Annotated in this window: 13 protein-coding genes; 4 read left to right on the top strand and 9 right to left on the bottom strand. The window is 72.3% G+C overall.

What is annotated here, in order from left to right; translation table 11 throughout:
• The first annotated feature begins 9 nt into the window (after nucleotides 1-9).
• Entirely contained in the window at nucleotides 10-606 is a 597-nt protein-coding gene (locus ACIQD7_RS31225; protein ID WP_402446085.1) for a hypothetical protein, read from the top strand.
• Between the two features lie 213 nt (nucleotides 607-819).
• Here ACIQD7_RS31225 and ACIQD7_RS31230 read toward each other — a convergent pair whose 3' ends face one another.
• Nucleotides 820-3045 carry an OmpL47-type beta-barrel domain-containing protein gene (locus ACIQD7_RS31230; protein WP_402446086.1) on the bottom strand — a complete coding sequence of 742 codons (2226 nt, stop codon included), beginning with the start codon at nucleotides 3043-3045 and terminating at the stop codon, nucleotides 820-822.
• Nucleotides 3042-5558, bottom strand: a complete 2517-nt coding sequence (locus tag ACIQD7_RS31235; RefSeq protein WP_402446089.1) for a ThuA domain-containing protein — start codon at nucleotides 5556-5558, stop codon at nucleotides 3042-3044. The genes ACIQD7_RS31230 and ACIQD7_RS31235 overlap by 4 nt, the downstream gene beginning before the upstream one ends.
• A 200-nt stretch (nucleotides 5559-5758) precedes the next feature.
• Here ACIQD7_RS31235 and ACIQD7_RS31240 point away from each other — a divergent pair, with 200 nt between their 5' ends.
• A complete protein-coding gene (locus ACIQD7_RS31240) occupies nucleotides 5759-6742 on the top strand; it encodes a multicopper oxidase domain-containing protein (protein ID WP_402446091.1) in 984 nt (327 codons plus the stop codon).
• A 294-nt stretch (nucleotides 6743-7036) separates the two neighbouring features.
• Here the strand turns inward: ACIQD7_RS31240 and ACIQD7_RS31245 are convergent, their stop codons facing one another.
• From ACIQD7_RS31245 to ACIQD7_RS31275, 7 genes are all read right to left on the bottom strand, one after another.
• On the bottom strand, nucleotides 7037-7840 hold the full coding sequence (locus ACIQD7_RS31245) for a phosphatidate cytidylyltransferase (RefSeq protein WP_402446094.1): 804 nt from the start codon (nucleotides 7838-7840) through the stop codon (nucleotides 7037-7039).
• Nucleotides 7837-9576, bottom strand: a complete 1740-nt coding sequence (locus ACIQD7_RS31250; RefSeq protein ID WP_402446096.1) for an aminotransferase class I/II-fold pyridoxal phosphate-dependent enzyme — start codon at nucleotides 9574-9576, stop codon at nucleotides 7837-7839. Before ACIQD7_RS31250 ends, ACIQD7_RS31245 begins: the two co-directional genes overlap by 4 nt.
• Before the next feature lie 108 nt (nucleotides 9577-9684).
• Nucleotides 9685-10059, bottom strand: a complete 375-nt coding sequence (locus ACIQD7_RS31255) for an FKBP-type peptidyl-prolyl cis-trans isomerase (protein WP_402446098.1) — start codon at nucleotides 10057-10059, stop codon at nucleotides 9685-9687.
• 178 nt (nucleotides 10060-10237) lie between these two features.
• A complete protein-coding gene (locus ACIQD7_RS31260; protein WP_402446101.1) occupies nucleotides 10238-10981 on the bottom strand; it encodes an amino acid ABC transporter ATP-binding protein in 744 nt (247 codons plus the stop codon).
• Complete coding sequence (locus ACIQD7_RS31265) at nucleotides 10978-11877, bottom strand: amino acid ABC transporter permease (protein ID WP_240449798.1); 900 nt, start codon at nucleotides 11875-11877, stop codon at nucleotides 10978-10980. Before ACIQD7_RS31265 ends, ACIQD7_RS31260 begins: the two co-directional genes overlap by 4 nt.
• Nucleotides 11878-11887: 10 nt before the next feature.
• The gene (locus ACIQD7_RS31270; RefSeq protein WP_402446104.1) at nucleotides 11888-12760 is read right to left on the bottom strand and encodes an ABC transporter substrate-binding protein; all 873 of its coding nucleotides are present in this window, start codon (nucleotides 12758-12760) and stop codon (nucleotides 11888-11890) included.
• Between the two features lie 214 nt (nucleotides 12761-12974).
• Entirely contained in the window at nucleotides 12975-13811 is an 837-nt protein-coding gene (locus ACIQD7_RS31275) for an SAM hydroxide adenosyltransferase (protein ID WP_402446106.1), read from the bottom strand.
• Nucleotides 13812-14238: 427 nt separating this feature from the next.
• Between ACIQD7_RS31275 and ACIQD7_RS31280 the strand changes: the two genes are divergently transcribed.
• Both ACIQD7_RS31280 and ACIQD7_RS31285 read left to right on the top strand, forming a co-directional pair.
• Nucleotides 14239-14997 carry an NUDIX hydrolase gene (locus ACIQD7_RS31280; protein WP_402446109.1) on the top strand — a complete coding sequence of 253 codons (759 nt, stop codon included), beginning with the start codon at nucleotides 14239-14241 and terminating at the stop codon, nucleotides 14995-14997.
• A gap of 114 nt (nucleotides 14998-15111) precedes the next feature.
• Nucleotides 15112-15795 carry a YoaK family protein gene (locus ACIQD7_RS31285; protein ID WP_402446111.1) on the top strand — a complete coding sequence of 228 codons (684 nt, stop codon included), beginning with the start codon at nucleotides 15112-15114 and terminating at the stop codon, nucleotides 15793-15795.
• Nucleotides 15796-15824: the final 29 nt, after the last annotated feature.

Genomic DNA, 15824 nt, shown 5'->3' on the forward strand with positions numbered 1-15824 from the left:
GAGGCTGTCGTGAACGAACCACTGCCCGTCGACGGCAAGGGGCCGAAGCTGCCGCCGACCTACCCGCCCCGTACCCCGCCCCCGCAGAAGAAGCCCGTCGAGCCTCCTCGACCGCAGCCGAAGACGAAGCCCGTCTCCACCACGCCGGCCGTCACCTCGCTGCCGCTTCCCGGCCCCGATCAGGCCCGCGTACAGACCCGTCGCCCTCGGATGACCGTCAGGGCCCGGCGTGCCGCGAACTGGGCGCTCACGGCCTACCCGTGGACCGCCGCCCAGGTCGTCGACAAGGCCACCGACACCGTCCGTGCCTGGGGTCATGTCCACCCCGGCGACGAAAACCTCGCGGCGACCGTTCGTCTTCTCGTCGGCGCCGCCACCGCCGACCAGGGCCGGCGCATCAGCGTGCACCTCGCCGACCAGGACGACATGCTCCTCATCGCCGTCCTCAGCCACACCGAGTCCGAACCCGACGAGACGATCCTCACCGGCCTCGCCGCCGTCCCCGGCACCGCCAGCTGTGGCACCGACGTCTCCCACGACGGCCGTCGCGTATGGGCGGTGCTGTCCACCGAGCGACCCCGCACCCGTACCACCCCTGCGGCCTGACACCGTCTGGTCCGCCGCCGTCCGGGGCGGTCGATGTGGTGGTGGTCGGTGCCGACGTCGCAGTCGCCGCCCCGCGCCCTGCCGATCAGGTGGCCGGTCGGCTCGGCGGTCGTAGCGCTCCCGTGTCGGTTTCCTCGGCGTGCCAGTGGCCGAGTCGTACGAGGACGGCCGCCGGCGGTGTGTCCGATGGCGGCCGTTCCCGAGGGCGGAGCGTCAGAGCTGCTGTATCCGGATGTCCCGGTACGAGATCACGTCCGTCGTCCCGTGGACCTGCAGTCCGATGTAGCCGGACGCGAAGCGCCGGCCGTCGGTGCCCGGGTCGTCACCACGCGGTGGGGTGAAGGACTGGCCGCCGGTGTTCTCGAACTCGTTGATCAGGACTCCGTTGCGGAAGACGGAGTAGTGCTGGTCGACGACGCGGATCTCGTAGTCGTTCCAGGTTCCCTTCGGGGTCACGTGCGCGCCCGCGAGGCCGACCCGGTCGAAGCCGTAGAGCGAGCCGGTCTTGTACGTGTCGCCGTCGGGCCGGTCCAGGACCTGGACCTCGTGGCCGTACTTGATGGCGACCCACTCCGGGCGGGGCTCCCCCGGGTGGTCGTGGACCTGGGGGAAACGGACGAAGACACCGCCGTTGGCGTTGCCGTTGCCCGGGGCGTCGTCACGCCACTGGAGCTTGAGCGAGAAGTCGCCGTACTTGCGCTGCGGGAACCACAACATGCCCATGCCCGGCACGGTCGTGCTGCTCGTGATCGAGCCGTCCGCGTTGAGCCCGAAGCTTCCGCCGCCGACGTGCTGCCACTTGGCGAACGACGACGCGGTGCCGTCGAGGATCGGGGTGTAGCCCTCGGTCTGGCCGGGCGTGCCGATGCCGGACCGCTTGGCCGCCTGGTTGATCTTCTTGCGCTCGCGGCCGTCGATCACCCCGTCGGCCAGGAGACCGTCGAGGACCTTGCCGACGTGCTTGAGGAACAGCGCGTGCGACGACCAGGACTTCTCGTCCTCGATCAGCTCTCCGATCGTGCACCGGCCGCGCGTCATCCGGTTCGGCACACCGCTGTCGACGGTCCCGACGAAGACGGTGAGGCGCTCGTCGTGCTCGGGGCACGACGGGGCGGGCACGCCGCCGCCCTCGGCGACGGTGAACGCCGTCGTCTTCGCCGCGGCCGTGTTGCCGGCCCTGTCGGTGGCCCGGTAGGCCACCGTGTGCCGGCCGACGCGGTCGACGAGCACCGGCGCGGTGTGGGCGAGGTAGGGGCCGCCGTCGAGCGAGTACTCGATCCTGTCCACGCCGGAGTCGGCGTCGGTCGCCGAGACCGTCACCCTGGCGCCGGTGACGTACGCCCCGTCGGAGTTCCTCGTCCCCTCCACCTTCACCGACGTCTCCGGCGGCGTCTTGTCGACGGCCGGCGGGGCGACGACGGTGAACGAGACGGACTTCTCCGCGGCGACGTTCCCGGCCTTGTCGGTGGCCCGGTAGCGGACGGTCCTCTCCCCCGCCTCGTGCACCATGACCGGGCCGGTGTACGCCGTCCAGGCGCCGCCCGCGCCGAGCGCGTACTCGATGGTGTTGACGCCGGAGCCCGTGTCCGACGCGGTGACCGTGACGGTCGCCATGTCGATGTAGCGGCCCTCGGCGTCCTTCTCGCCGCTGACGGTCGCCGAGGTCTCCGGCGCGGTGGTGTCGTCCGTCGGGGGCGCGACCACCGCGAAGCCGACGGACTTCTCCGGCGCGGTGTTGCCCGCCCTGTCGGTGGCCCGGTAGCGGATCTCGTGGGTGCCCACCCGGTCCACGACGACCGGGTTGGTGTACGGCTGCCAGGCGCCGTCCGCGCCCACCGCGAACTCGGTCCTCTCGACGCCCGAGCCGGTGTCCGTGGCGGTGACGGAGACCGTCGCCCGGCCCACGTACGCCCCGTCGGCGTTCTTCGTGCCGTCGACCTTGACCGAGGTCTCCGGCGGGGCGGTGTCCTCGCCGCCGTCCTCGGTGACGACCAGGATGCCCTGCATCGCGCCGTGGCCGGGGATCGTGCACTTGAAGAGGTAGCGGCCCGGGGTGAGGGTCACCTCGGCGGTGTGCCTGCCGCCGTTGGCGTCCGAGGGATTCGCGAGGATGTTGAGCGGGACGTCGTTGTTGTACTCCGGGTCCGACACGTCGAAGGTGAGCGTGTGCGGCATTCCGGTGGTGTTGCCGGTGGCGGCGCTGTTCTCGAAGACGATCGTCGCCGGTCCGGCAACCGCCGTGGTGGGCTGGGTGACGTACTTGTCGATGGCGTCGCCGGCCGTCCAGGTCAGCGTCTGTACGGCGGCCTCCGGCTCCCCGCCGACGCCCGGTGCGGGGGCCTCGCGGCCCCACGCGCCGTTGGTCAGGCCGAGCACCATCAGGAGCACCGCGAGCAGCGCCGTCCCGATCCGTGCCGGCCGTGGGTCGCTCGCCCTCATCGCACCGTCTCCTTCCGGACGACGTCCGCGGCGGCCGGGGTCGCCGGGCCGCCCTTGTAGGTCACGCGCCACAGCGCCGACTTGGCGTCCGAGGTGAAGAACCCGCGGCCGTAGTCGAGGAGGTAGAGCGCCCCGTCGGGGCCGAACTTCCAGTCCATGAGGTTCCTGATGCCGTCGGCGCCGACCGGGATGATCTTCTTGAGGTTCTCCGCGTGGACCGGGAGGCCGCCCTTGCCGACGGTCTTCGGGTCGGTGAGCACCGCGTGCCGGGGCTGGTCCTGGTCGTAGAAGTCGCCGACGAACCACTTGCCGTCCCAGTACGACGGCCACTTCACCGTGCTCGTGCTCGACTCGTCGAAGCGGTAGACCGGGCCGTTCATGGTGGCCTGGCCGCCGCCCTTGAGCCACGGCAGGAGGTACGTGCCCTCCTCCTGCCGGTAGCTCGGGATCCCGTTCGCGTCGCGCGGGAAGTCCGGCGCGCCGCCCTGCGGCGAGTACCAGATGGTGTTGCCCGTGACCGGCGGCAGGTTGACCAGGCCGTCGTTGTGCGGCGACTCGTTCTTCGGCGCGTCGCAGTCGTACCAGCCGAGCGGCTTGGCCGGGTCGGGCAGGTTGCGGTCGCGGTAGGGCTGCTTGTTGCCCATGCAGTACGGCCAGCCGTGGTTGCCCGCCTGGGTGATCGCGGCGAAGGTGTCGTACTTCGCCGGGCCCCAGGTGGTCGACGGGGCGCCGGCGTCCGGGCCGACCCAGCCCGCGTACAGCGTGTCCGTTGCGGGGTCGACGGCGATCCGGGCCGGGTTGCGGACGCCCATCACGTAGATCTCGCCGCGGGTCTTGCCGCCGCCTTCGGCCGTCTCCTCGCCGGTGAAGAGGTTGCCCTCCGGCAGGGTGTAGGTGCCGTCCTGCTCGGGGTGGATGCGGAGGATCTTGCCGTTGAGGTTGTTGGTGTTGCCGGCCGTGCGGCGGGCGTCGGCGAAGGACAGGCCCTTGTAGTGGGGCTCGGGGTTGTTTCCGGAGTAGCCGCCGCTGAATTGGGAGGAGTTGTTGTCACCGGTGGCGATGTACAGGTTGTCCTTGGAGTCCCAGGCCATTCCGCCGCCCGCGTGGCAGCAGCTGTGGATCTGTACCGGCCACGTGAGGAGCACCTTCTCGCTGGACAGGTCCAGCTTTCCGGTGGCGCGGTTCAGCGTGAAGCGGGAGACGTACCGCTGGGCCGTCCTCGTGTTCCGGTCGATCCGCGCGTGCGGGGTGTAGTGCAGGTAGACCCATCCGTTGTCCTCGAAGCGCGGGTCGAGCTCGATGCCGAGCAACCCCTCCTCGTTCTTGACCAGTTCGTCTCCGCCGCCCTTGTTGCCGAACACGGTGAGCGAACCGGCCAGGCTGACCTGGTGGGTCTTCGGGTCCCAGATGTGGATCTCGCCCTGGCCCTTGCCGATCTCGGGGTCGTTCCAGTCGGTGACCACGGGCCTGGAGGAGTCCGCTCCGCCGCGGCCGATGTAGAAGACGCGGCCGTCCTTCGCCGTCACCAGGCCATGCGGCTCGCCGATCTGGTCGTTCCGGCCGGGCTGGTTGGGCTTGGTCAGCCGCTCGGCGGTGTAGTGGGCGTCGATCGCGGCCTGGCAGTCCGCGCGGACGAGGCGGGTGGTCCAGTGGAGCGCGCCGCGCAGGTGGGCGCGGAAGTCGGTCTCCTGGTAGCTGTCGGCCGTCCCGCCCATCGCGGTGTAGAAGGACCGGCCGCCGTCGTAGTCGCGGCACCAGGAGACCGGGTGGTCGGCGCCGTTCGCACCCGTGCCCGGCCGGTAGGAGTTCTCCCGGACCCGCGCCACGGTGTGCACGGTGCCGGACGGGTTGGTCGCCCAGTTCAGCCACTTGTCGGGCCGCTTCCACTCCAGCGGCAGGCTCTTGGTGGCCGGATGCCGGCGGTCTCCGACCTCGACGACCGCGCGTTGCACGGTGGTCGGGTTGGTCTTCGCCGGGCGGGCGCCGATCAGGCCGCCGAACCAGTCAGAGTACGGCTCGGTGCGGGCGGCGTCGTGCAGGCCGAGGAAGCCGCCGCCGGCCTCGACGTACGCCTCCAGGCCGGCCTCCTGGTCGGCGTCGAGCACGTCGCCGCCGCCGGTGAGGAAGACGACCGCGTTGAACCGGCCCAGCCTCGGCTTGGTGAAGACGGAGGCGTCGTCGGTCGCCTCGATGGTGAAGCGCGTGGCGGCGGGCCCGGTGCGGCCGATCGTCTCGATCGCCTCGATGCCGGCGTCGACGACGGGCGATTCCTCGGTGGCCGAGGCGTGGAAGACGAGCACCCGGACGTCGTCCCCGCCCGGTGGCGACGGCAACGACAACGTTGTCCTGAGATCATCTGGAGCCGGTTTCGCGGTGGCGGGAGAGATCCCGCCGAGCAGTCCGGCGGTGAGGGCGCCGACCACCAGGCCGGTGGCCCAGACGTGTCGGGTCCGCCGTCTTCCGCGGCTCAGAACCCTTGGTTCCACGTGTTGTTGACGCGGTTCTCGCCTCATGCGTTCACCCAGCCCTCATCGGTCGTGGCTACAGCGCGGACGAAGCTAGACCTCTTTCGGCAGAAGGCCAAGACCTATGACCAGAGTGTCTCGAACTTTGTCCTGAGCGTGGATAAACCGAGGGAGCGGGGCTACGGTGTGCCCGGTCCCAGGGGGCACTGCGGCCCCGTCAATGACGCCCGGCAGGTGGGGAGTTCGGCATGGACAGACGGAGTTTCAACCGACGGATGTTCGCGGGCGGCGCGGTCGCGGCGGGTGTGACATCGTTGTCCTTCGCGGGCTCGGCCACCTCCGCGCCGACCGTGGAGAACCCGCCACGGACCGCCCCGGCCGGCGGCCGGGTCCGCCACCTCAAGCTCTACGCCGAGAAGCTTCCCGACGGGCAGCTCGGCTACGGCCTGGAGAAGGGCGGGGCGACGATCCCGGGTCCGCTGATCGAGCTCGACGAAGGCGACACCCTGCACGTCGAGATGGAGAACCTGACCGATGCCGACGCCAGCCTGCACGTCCACGGCGTCGACTACGAGATCACCTCCGACGGCACCCGGCTCAGCAGGAGCCACGTGCCTCCCGGCGAGACCCGTACGTACACCTGGCGCACCCACGCCCCCGGCCGCCGCAAGGACGGCACCTGGCGGGCGGGCAGCGCGGGCTACTGGCACTATCACGACCACGTCGTCGGCACGGACCACGGCACCGGAGGCATTCGCAAGGGCCTCTACGGGCCGGTCGTCGTCCGCCGCGAGGGGGACGTGCTGCCGGACAGGACGTTCACGATCGTCTTCAACGACATGACGATCAACAACCTGCCCGCCGGTCCCGACTTCAGGGCGACGCTCGGCGAGCGCGTCGAGTTCGTCTCGATCACGCACGGCGAGTACTACCACACCTTCCACATCCACGGTCACCGCTGGGCCGACAACCGCACCGGCCTCCTGACCGGCCCCGACGACCCCAGCCGCGTCGTCGACAACCTCATCGTCGGCCCCGCCGACTCCTTCGGCTTCCAGGTCGTCGCGGGCGAGGGGGTGGGCCCCGGCGCGTGGATGTACCACTGCCACGTGCAGAGCCACTCCGACATGGGCATGGCCGGTCTGTTCCTCGTCGCCAAGGCGGACGGCACCATCCCGGGCTACGAGCCGCACCATCCGGGAGGGGGTGAGGGCGGGGGCCACGAGCACTGACCTGCCTTGTGTCGAAGGTGCTCTCGCGGCGGGACGGGCGGGGGGGTGGCCTCGGGTGGCGCCCCTGGGCCGGCGGTCGCCGCACCGGTCCCGTACGCACACCGCCGTCGAGGAGCGGTGGTACGTGCCCGACCAGGCCGCGCGGACCGGCCGCCACGGTTCGCGCATCAGGACGTCGTCGGCCCGCTGCCCGGCGAGGCGGAACGGAAGGGTGTCCGTACTCCCTGGGCGGGGGCGGCGCAGTGGGTGCGGGCGGTGTGCTCCGAGCGCCGGATCCCGGTCGGCCTCGCGCGCTCACCCCAGTACCAGTAGCACCGCCAGGGCGACGAGGAGGGAGTCGATGCGGTCGAGGAGGCCGCCGGAGCCGGGCAGCCAGCGGCCGGCGTCCTTGGCGCGGGCGCCCCGCTTGACCATCGACTCCAGCAGGTCCCCCAGCGGGCCGCCGACCGCCACGGCCACCGCCGTCTGCCACGTCAGGCAGGACAGGACGGCCAGGGTGAGCACACCGGCCACGGCCCCGGCCAGCGTGCCGCTCCACCGTTTGGCGGGGGACAGCGGGGAAAGCCGCGGGCCGCCGAGACGGCGGCCCGCCGCGTACGCGGTGATGTCGGCGACCGACACGGCCACGAACAGCACCAGGCCGAGGGCGCCGAACGGGACGAGACCGGCCAGGACGCCCAGCCACACGAGTCCCAGCAGGCCCGCTCCCAGGCGGCGCAGTCCGTGCTCCGCATCGCCGGAGAGCAGCGGCACCCCGGCGATCGCGAGCGCCCCGGCCGCCGCCACCCGCGGCACCTCGCCCGGGGCCAGCCAGGCGGTCAGTACGAGGGCGACGACCGCCGTGCCCAGTACCAGCCGGTCAACCGGACCCAGCCGGAGCAGCCCGCCGAACTCCGCGACCGCGACCGCGCCGACCACGGCCGCGAGCACCGCGATTCCCGGCGGGCCGAGCCAGAAGGCGGCGGTCACCAGGGGCACGCCGAGCGCCCACGCGCACCAGCGGACCATCAGCTCGCGGCGCCGGGTCGCCGCCACCGCGACGCCCCCGGCCGCCAGTGCTCCGCCGAGATACGGTACGAGGGCGGCGACCGTCGTCACCGGAGGACCCGCCCCGGGGCGCCCAGCGCGTCCAGGGCCTTCTCGCACGCCGCCACGATCCGCGCGTTCTCCGCCGTGTCGCGGACCGCGATCCGCACGGTCCGTCCCTCGTACGCCGGGGACAACGGCGACAGGTCGCGCAGGAAGACGTCGTGCCGCCGGCACTCCCCCACCAGCCGCGCCGCGCTCGGCCCGTCCGGCGGCAGCGTCACCGCGAGGAAGTTCGCCACTCCCTCGTCGACCGAGGAGAACCCGCCCAACTCCTCCAGGTCATGGGCCAGTTCCTTGCGCAGGACGTGGGTGCGGGCCCAGCGCTCCGCGTAGTACGCGGGGTCGCGCAGCGCGGTCACGGCGGCCAGCTGGGCCGGGAGGCTCACGGGCCACGGCGGCGTCCAGCGGCGCAGTTCCCCGGCCGTCTCGGGGCAGGCCACCAGATAGGCCGCCCGCATCCCCGACAGGGCGTACATCTTCGACAGCGAGGTGCAGACCACGACCCGGGCGTCGGCCGAGGCGAGGCCGGCGAGCGAGTCCGCCGGATCGACGTAGCCCAGGTACGCCTCGTCGATCCACCACCGGGTCCGCGCGGGCGAGGCCTCGATCACCGCGCGCAGCGCGTCGGCCGGGGCGTGGCGGCCGGTCGGGTTGTTCGGGTTGACCACCACCACGAGGTCGTACCGTCCGTCGCCGGTCGCGGCGGCGAGCCGGGCCGGGTCGAGCAGCCAGCCGTCCTCGCGGCGCAGCCGGAGCCGGTCGACCCTGCAGCCGATCACCCGCTCGGTGACATGGGCGTACTCCCCGTAGCCCGGGTCGAGCAGCAGCACCCGGCTCTCCGGCGTCAGCCACCGGCCGAACGCCCGGAAGATCAGATCGGACGAGCCCGCCCCGACGGCCAACGACTCGACCGGCAGCCCGCGCACCCCGGCGATCTCCGCGAGCAGTCCCTCCGCTCCCGTCGGCGGCGAGGTCCGGGCCGCCCATCCCGGATCCTCCGAAAGGACCGCGCGGACGTCCGGCGACGGCGGGAACCAGGCGTCCAGCACGTCTGCCGAGACCACCTCGTGACGGCGGGACAGCGTCCGGAAGCCGGTGCCGATCGCCGAGAAGAACGCCCCGCCGTGCTCGCAGCCGTCCGCCCTCGGCGCGAAGGGCACGTCGAGCCGCCAGTCCAGGCCCGCCCGCAGCCGTTCCAGGGTCCGGCCGTGGCGCTCCGCGACCGTCCTCGTCAGCTCGGCCACGGTGCCGCTGAGGACCTCGAACGAGACCGCGCCCGAGCGGATGGTGCGGCCCACCGGCCGCAGTCCGGCGGCGAGGTACATGTCGAGGAGTTCCGTGCGTCCCATCGCCACCACCCGGCGGCCGCCCCGCGACGCGACCCAGCGGAGCGCCGCGTACATGAGCAGCGGCGCCGCCGCGGTGGACCGCCAGCGCTCCTCGACGGTCAGGACGCGGATCTCGAACGGCGCCTCCTCGGTCAGGACCGGCAGCTCCTCGCGCGTCAGGTACTTGTCGAGGGAGTAGCGGCCGGCCCACGGCGGGGTGAGGCTGACGAAACCGATCCGCGTCCCGCCGCGCGCGGCCACGAGATAGACGTTGTCGCCGTCGAGTCCGTCGCTCAGCCTTCTCGACGGGTCCACCGGATGCTGGCCGAGTTCCTCCGCGTACACCCGGTGGCGCAGTTCGTGGATCCAGTCGTGGTCCTGAGGCGTGGCGGTGCGCAGGTGCAAGGCATGGTCCATCCGTGTGTCCCCTCGAGGCGGTCCGGCGTTCGCGCCCCAGCATGGAGGAGCCCGGCGGACGGCACCTGAGTACGCGTACTCAGCCCGTGGAACGGTCCCCGGTCCGTCTCAGGCCGAGAGCAGGTCCACCACGAAGACGAGGGTGGAGCCCGCCGGGATCAGCGGCGAGGGCGACTGCTTGCCGTAGCCGAGGCGCGGGGGGACGACGATCTCGCGTCGGCCGCCGGCCTTCATCCCCCTGATGCCCCGGTCCAGGCCCTTGATGGCCCTGCCGCCGCCCACGGCGAACTTGAACGGGCGGCCGTGCTCCCAGGAGGAGTCGAATTCCCTGCCCGTCTCGAAGGTGACCCCGACGTAGTGGATCTGGACGACCCTGCCCGGCTTCGCCTCGGCCCCGTCCCCGAGGACGAGGTCCCGGGTCGTCAGCTCGGTGGGGGCGTCGCCTTCCGGGAGGTCGACGCCGGGCTTCGTCGGTTCGCTCATCGCGGCCTCTTCGCTCTCTGCCGGGAGCCCTCGTCCGGAGCAGCCGGGCGCATGGTCGTCCGTGCGTGACGGGTCCACCCTATGCGCCGGTTCCGGGGGCGGCCGTGCGAGGCCGGCCCCGGAGGTGGTCCGGCGGGGTTCGGGAGGGGGTTGCAGGAGCGGGTTTCGGGAGGGGGTTTCAGGAGCGGTCGAGGGCTCGGGCGAGGAAGCGGCGGGTGGACTGTTCCCTCGGGGCCGTCAGTACTTGTTCCGCGGTGCCCTGCTCCACGATGACGCCGCCCTCCAGGAAGCAGACCCGGTCCGCAACGCGTCGGGCGAAGTCCATTTCGTGCGTGGCCATCAGGATGGTCAGGCCGCGCTGCTTGAGGTCCGCGACGACGTCCAGGACCTCGCCCACGAGCTCGGGGTCGAGGGCCGAGGTGATCTCGTCGAAGAGGAGCAGCTCCGGCTCGGTGGCCAGGGCGCGGGCGATGGCGGCGCGTTGCTGCTGGCCGCCGGACAGCCGGTCGGGGTGTTCGCGCGCCTTGTCCTCCAGCCCGAGCCGGGCCAGCAGTTCGCGGGCCGACGCCTCGGCCCGTCTGCGGGGGACGCCGTGGACGCGGCGCGGTGCGAGGGTGATGTTGTCCAGCACGCTCAGGTGCGGGAAGAGGTTGTAGGCCTGGAAGACGATGCCGATGCGCCGGCGGGCGACGTCGGGGTCCAGACGGGGGTCGGTCAGTTCGGTGTCGCCCAGGTGGACGGTGCCGTCGTCGACGACCTCCAGGAGGTCCACGCACCGGAGGAGGGTCGACTTGCCCGAGCCCGAGCCGCCGATGAGGCAGACGACCTGGTGCTCGGCGACGTCCAGGTCGATCGATCGCAGGACCGGCCGTGCTCCGTACTGCTTGCGGACGCCCCGGATGCGCAGCAGGGGCCGGCTCATCGGTCCGCCCCCGCCCAGGTGCGCCGTGCCGCCCGCCGCTGGAGCCGGTCGGCGAAGCGGGTCAGCGGAATGGTCACCGCGAGGAACAAGAGGGCCGCTCCCAGGTAGGGGGTGTAGTTGAAGTCGTAGTCGGCCTTGATCTGCGCCGCCCGCAGCACCTCCAGCGGGCCGAGTACGGCGACCAGGGCGGTGTCCTTCTGCAGGGCGATGAAGTCGTTGAGCAGGGGCGGGAGGACGTTGCGCACCGCCTGGGGCAGCACCACGTGCCGCAGGGTCTGCCGTTCGTTGAGTCCCAGTGCCCGCGCGGCGTTGCGCTGTGCGGGGTGTACCGAGTTCAGCCCCGCCCGGAGGACCTCTCCCACGTAGGCGGCGTAGGAGAGGACCAGGGCGATGACTCCGAGGACCCAGGGCTCGGACGGCGTGCCCTGCAGTTGCAGGGCCGGCAGTCCGAAGCCGATGAGGAAGACCAGGAGCAGGGTCGGTACGCCGCGGAAGACGTCCACGTAGACGGCCGCGGCGAGCCTGAGCGGCTGCAGGCCCGGGGCGCGGGACACGCGTACCAGGGCGATCAGCAGCCCCAGGACGAGGATCAGCACCTCGGCGATGAGGAACATCTGGATGTTGAGCCAGAAGCCCCGCAGGAGTTCGGGGAAGGCGGCGCGGAGTTCGGCGCCGTCGAGGAACAGGCTGTCGACGCGTTCCCAGCCGGGCGAGGCGACCGCCGCCGCTCCCAGGGCCGCCAGGCCGAGGACGGTGCACAGGGAGGAGATCCAGGCGTGGCGGCGTTTGCGGGAGCGGCGGAAGCGCTGCCGTGCGAGTTCGTGGTCGCTGGGTCGGTGGGCGTCGTCCGGTGACGCGGCCGGCGGGTGGGGCACGGCCGTCTTCTCGAGTTCCACGGTCGGTCCGTTACCGCTTCAGCTCGGGGACGTTCGCGGAGGCGGACAGCCACTGCGAGGTGAGCCCGGCGAGCGTTCCGTCGGCCTTGAGGGCGTTCAGGGCCTGGTTGACGCAGGAGGTGTAGCCGCTGTTCTTCGGCAGGAGCAGGCCGAACTCCTCGGGGGTGCCGCCCGCGTAGCCGAACTGGCCGATGATCTTCGCGTTCTCGACCTCCGCTCCGGCGAGGTAGAAGACGGTGGGCAGGTCGGTGACGATCGCGTCGATCTGCCCGTTCTTCAGCGCGTTGACCTCGTCCTTGGTCGTGTTGAAGACGCTGGGCCGGCGCGAGGGCTGGAGCTGGTCGAGCACGGCCTGGTAGCTGGTCGTGGCCACCTGGACGCCGATCTTGGCGTTCTTGAGCGCGCTCAGGGACGTGGCGTTCGCGAAGGTCGAGTCTTTCAGGGTCAGGATGGCCTGGTTGGCCGTGTAGTAACTGGTGGAGAAGTCGACGGCTTTCGCGCGCTGCGGGGTGATGGAGATCTGGTTGATGTCGAAGTCGAAGGCCTTCGGGCCAGGGGCGTAGGAATGGGCGAAGGGCTCGACGACCCATTTCACCTGCTCCCGGGAGAATCCCAGCTTGCCGGCCACCGCATAGGCCACGGCGCTTTCGAATCCCTTTCCGTTGGAAGGGGTGTTGCTGTCGAACCAGGGCTCGTAGGCGGGGGAATCGGTGGCGACGGTCAGCTGGCCGCTTTTGTGGAGGCTGGGGCTGTTCACCGTGCAGTCGGGGGCGGGGGAGCCGGAGGCTCCGGGGGTGCTCTGCGGCTGGGGCGCGCAGGCGGTCGCCACCAGCGCGGTGACGGCGGCGACGGAAGCGGCGAGGGTCGTTCGGATGCGGGGCATCAGGGGTCCTTGGAAAGGGAGTCCGGGAAAGGGGTACGGAAAAGGGAGGCCGGTGCGGTGCGTTCAGCGACACAGATCGGCGGCGCAGCGCACGTTGTCGACGTGGCGGCGGCGTACCAGCGGAAGAGTTCCGGACATGCGTTTCAGCATTCCGGTTCGCGGAGACCGGCGTCAATCTCGGCCGTGGGCAACGGGGTAACGCGTTGATAACATGTCAGCTGGTGAGACGAAACACCTGGTCGCCTTGGCGCAGACCGAATGCCTCGGCCGCGGAACCGCCGCGGACGACCAGTTCGGCGAAGCCGATCCCGGAACTCCCGACGGTGATTCCGGGTTCGCCGAGGGGGACGTCGGGGAGCCGGTCGTAACAGCGCACCCGGACGTCACGGCCTTCGTTCCGGTTGTGCACGAGCAGGTCCTCCCCGGTGGCGTGGCCGGGGAGTTCGGCGGCCGGCCGGTCCAGCTTGCAGTTGCCGAAGTTGTCCACGACGGCGACCCGCACCTCGGGTGCGGCGGACCGGCCCACGTCCGTCGGCTTTCCGGGGACCGGGTGTCCGTCGGCCAGCCAGCGGGCCAGCAGGGGGGCGTACCAGAGGCTCCGGAACTGGGTGCGGGCCATCTCCTCGATCTCGTCGGGCGTCAACCGGGCCCATCCGGCGGCGGCGGTCTCCAAGACCTCGCGGACGTCGGTGACCCGGACCTCCGTCAGTCCCAGGTAGGTCGCCAGCGGGGCGAGGACCCGCGGGTTCGCCGTGCTGACGACGAGGTGGTCTCCGTGGCGGAAGTGGCAGAACGGGATGCCGTTGGGCCAGTGGCCGTCCCTGGGGGCGATGTTGACCAGGACCACCACCGGCTGCGTCGGCCCGCCGATCAGGTCCGTGGAGCGGAGCAGGTCGAGCAGCGTGAGGGCGGCGCCGCCCTCCGGGTCCGGTCCTTCCAGCGGCAGGACGGTCGGCGTGGCGCCGAAGAGGGCGGCGATCCGGGTGGACTGCCGGGCCAGGGCATTGGGGTCGGCGCAGTCGGTGAGGGAGATGACCGGTGGGAGGGTCATGGCGGGGGCTTCGCCTTCTGTCAGTGGGGAGGGGGTCGGCGGCGGGGGCCGTTGGCGTCCGGGGCCGCCGGTGGTCGGGTGAGGACGACAAAAAACGGACCCTCCGTAGTCGGAGGGTCCGTCGCGTCCTGCGCGCACACGGCTTCGCTAGCGAAGCGCCTCCGGAAGCGGGGGCATCATTCGCATCATGGCGAGGGTGGCGGTGTGCTGCATGGGCGGGACGTTAGCACTGGGGAGGGGTGCCGGGAGCCTCTGTCCACGGAGTGAACACCCAGACCGTGACCGGCCCGGTCCTTCATACGGACCCGGCCTCTTTCTCCCCATCCCCCTCCCCCGGACCGGACGAGACGGGATCATCGGTACCGGGGCCGTGTCGGCGGACGGGCCCGGTCCCGTCCGTTCACCGCCGCTCGGAGCGAGGAGCCGTATGAGCCACACACCGCCCGGGGCCGGTCGGGCGCCGGTCGAGTTCCTCGACGTCCGTGCGCTGACGTTCGTCGAGGAGCCGACGCCCGTGCTCTCCCCCGGGGAGGAAGGGGAGGTGGACCGGCTCTGGGAGGAGACGACGGCCCGCAGCCCCGCCACGTTCGACGGGCCGCTGGTGGCCTGCCTCGGCGTCGACCGGCCCGGGCCCGGGGAGCTGGTCGTGCGCTGGGCGCCGATGCCGTACCGCTACCGCGCCCTGCGCCGGATCCGGCCGCCCGCGCGGGTTCCCGGGTCCGTGTTCGTCACCGCCCTCGTGCCCACCGGGGACGGCCTCCTGGTCGGGCGCGGGTCCCCCGACACGGCGGCGCCCGGCCGGTGGAGCCTGCCGGGCGGTGCGGTCGAGCCGCCCCCGGCCGGTGCGCCGCTGGACGTGGCGGAGCTGCGCCGGCACGCCGTCCGCGAGCTGGTCGAGGAGACCGGAGTGCGCGTCGGCGGGGAGGAGCCGCGGCTGTGGGCCCTCACACGGTCCGACCGGTTCGGCGGCCTCGGCTTCCACTTCCTCTGCCCGTCCACGTCCAGCGCTCTCGTACGCCGTCTGCACGCGGGGCTGTCCACCGTCCAGGCCGGTGACGGCGGCACCGGTCCGGAACTGGACGAGATCGCCTGCGTGTCCTCGGCGGCCGAGGCCGGGCGCCTCGGCGCCACGGCGGACTACCTGCCGCAGGTGCTCGACCGGTACTTCACGGACGGACCGGCCTGAACGGCCGTCCGCTCCCGCGGCGTGGTCCCTGGTGGTGCGGCCGTTCGGGAGGGGTGCGCCACGATCGGCCGCGGGGCGCTCGCGGGGCGTCGTGGTCTCTGCTCCACTGAGGGGATGAGGTGGGTGCGGGCCGCCGGCGGCGGGAGGAGCGGGGCGGCCGGGTGGCGGATGTTTCCCGAGGGCCATCCCCGGGCGCGGTTCGCTCCGCTGCTGCTCGTCCTGACGTTCCTCAGCGGGCTGGTCGACGCGGCGAGCTTCCTGGGGCTGGGCCGGGTCTTCGTGGCCAACATGACCGGCAACGTGGTGTTCCTCGGGTTCGCCCTGTCCGGCGTCGCCCAGTTGTCGGCCGCGGCCTCCGCCGTGGCGCTGACGGGCTTCCTGGCCGGGGCGGTCGCGGGCGGCGCGTGGCGGCGGAACGCCGAGCCCGGGCGGCTCTTCGCGCCGCTGGTCGGGATCCAGGCGCTCCTGGTCGCGCTCGCTCTCGCGGGTCAGGGGGCCGGGTGGGGTCGCTACGCGGTGCTGGTCCCCCTGGCCTGCGGCATGGGCCTGCAGAACGCCGTCGTGCACCGCCTGGGAGTGCCCGATCTGACCACGACCGTCATGACCCGGACCCTGACCGGGCTGGCCGTGGACCGGCCGGGGCCGGCGACCGTACGGCGCGGGGCGTCGGTGGTGACGCTCGCGGCGGGAGCCCTGGTCGGCGGACTGCTGCACGCCCGTGCCGGGGTGGAGGCGGTCCTCGTCGCGGCCCTGGTCCTGTCGCTCGCCGTCGCCCTGGCCGCGCTCCGCGGACGCTGAACACCGGGGCCGGTGGCGGCGTCCGGGGA

Origin of the sequence: Streptomyces sp. NPDC093071, from assembly GCF_044754545.1 — a bacterium.
Classification (GTDB): domain Bacteria; phylum Actinomycetota; class Actinomycetes; order Streptomycetales; family Streptomycetaceae; genus Streptomyces.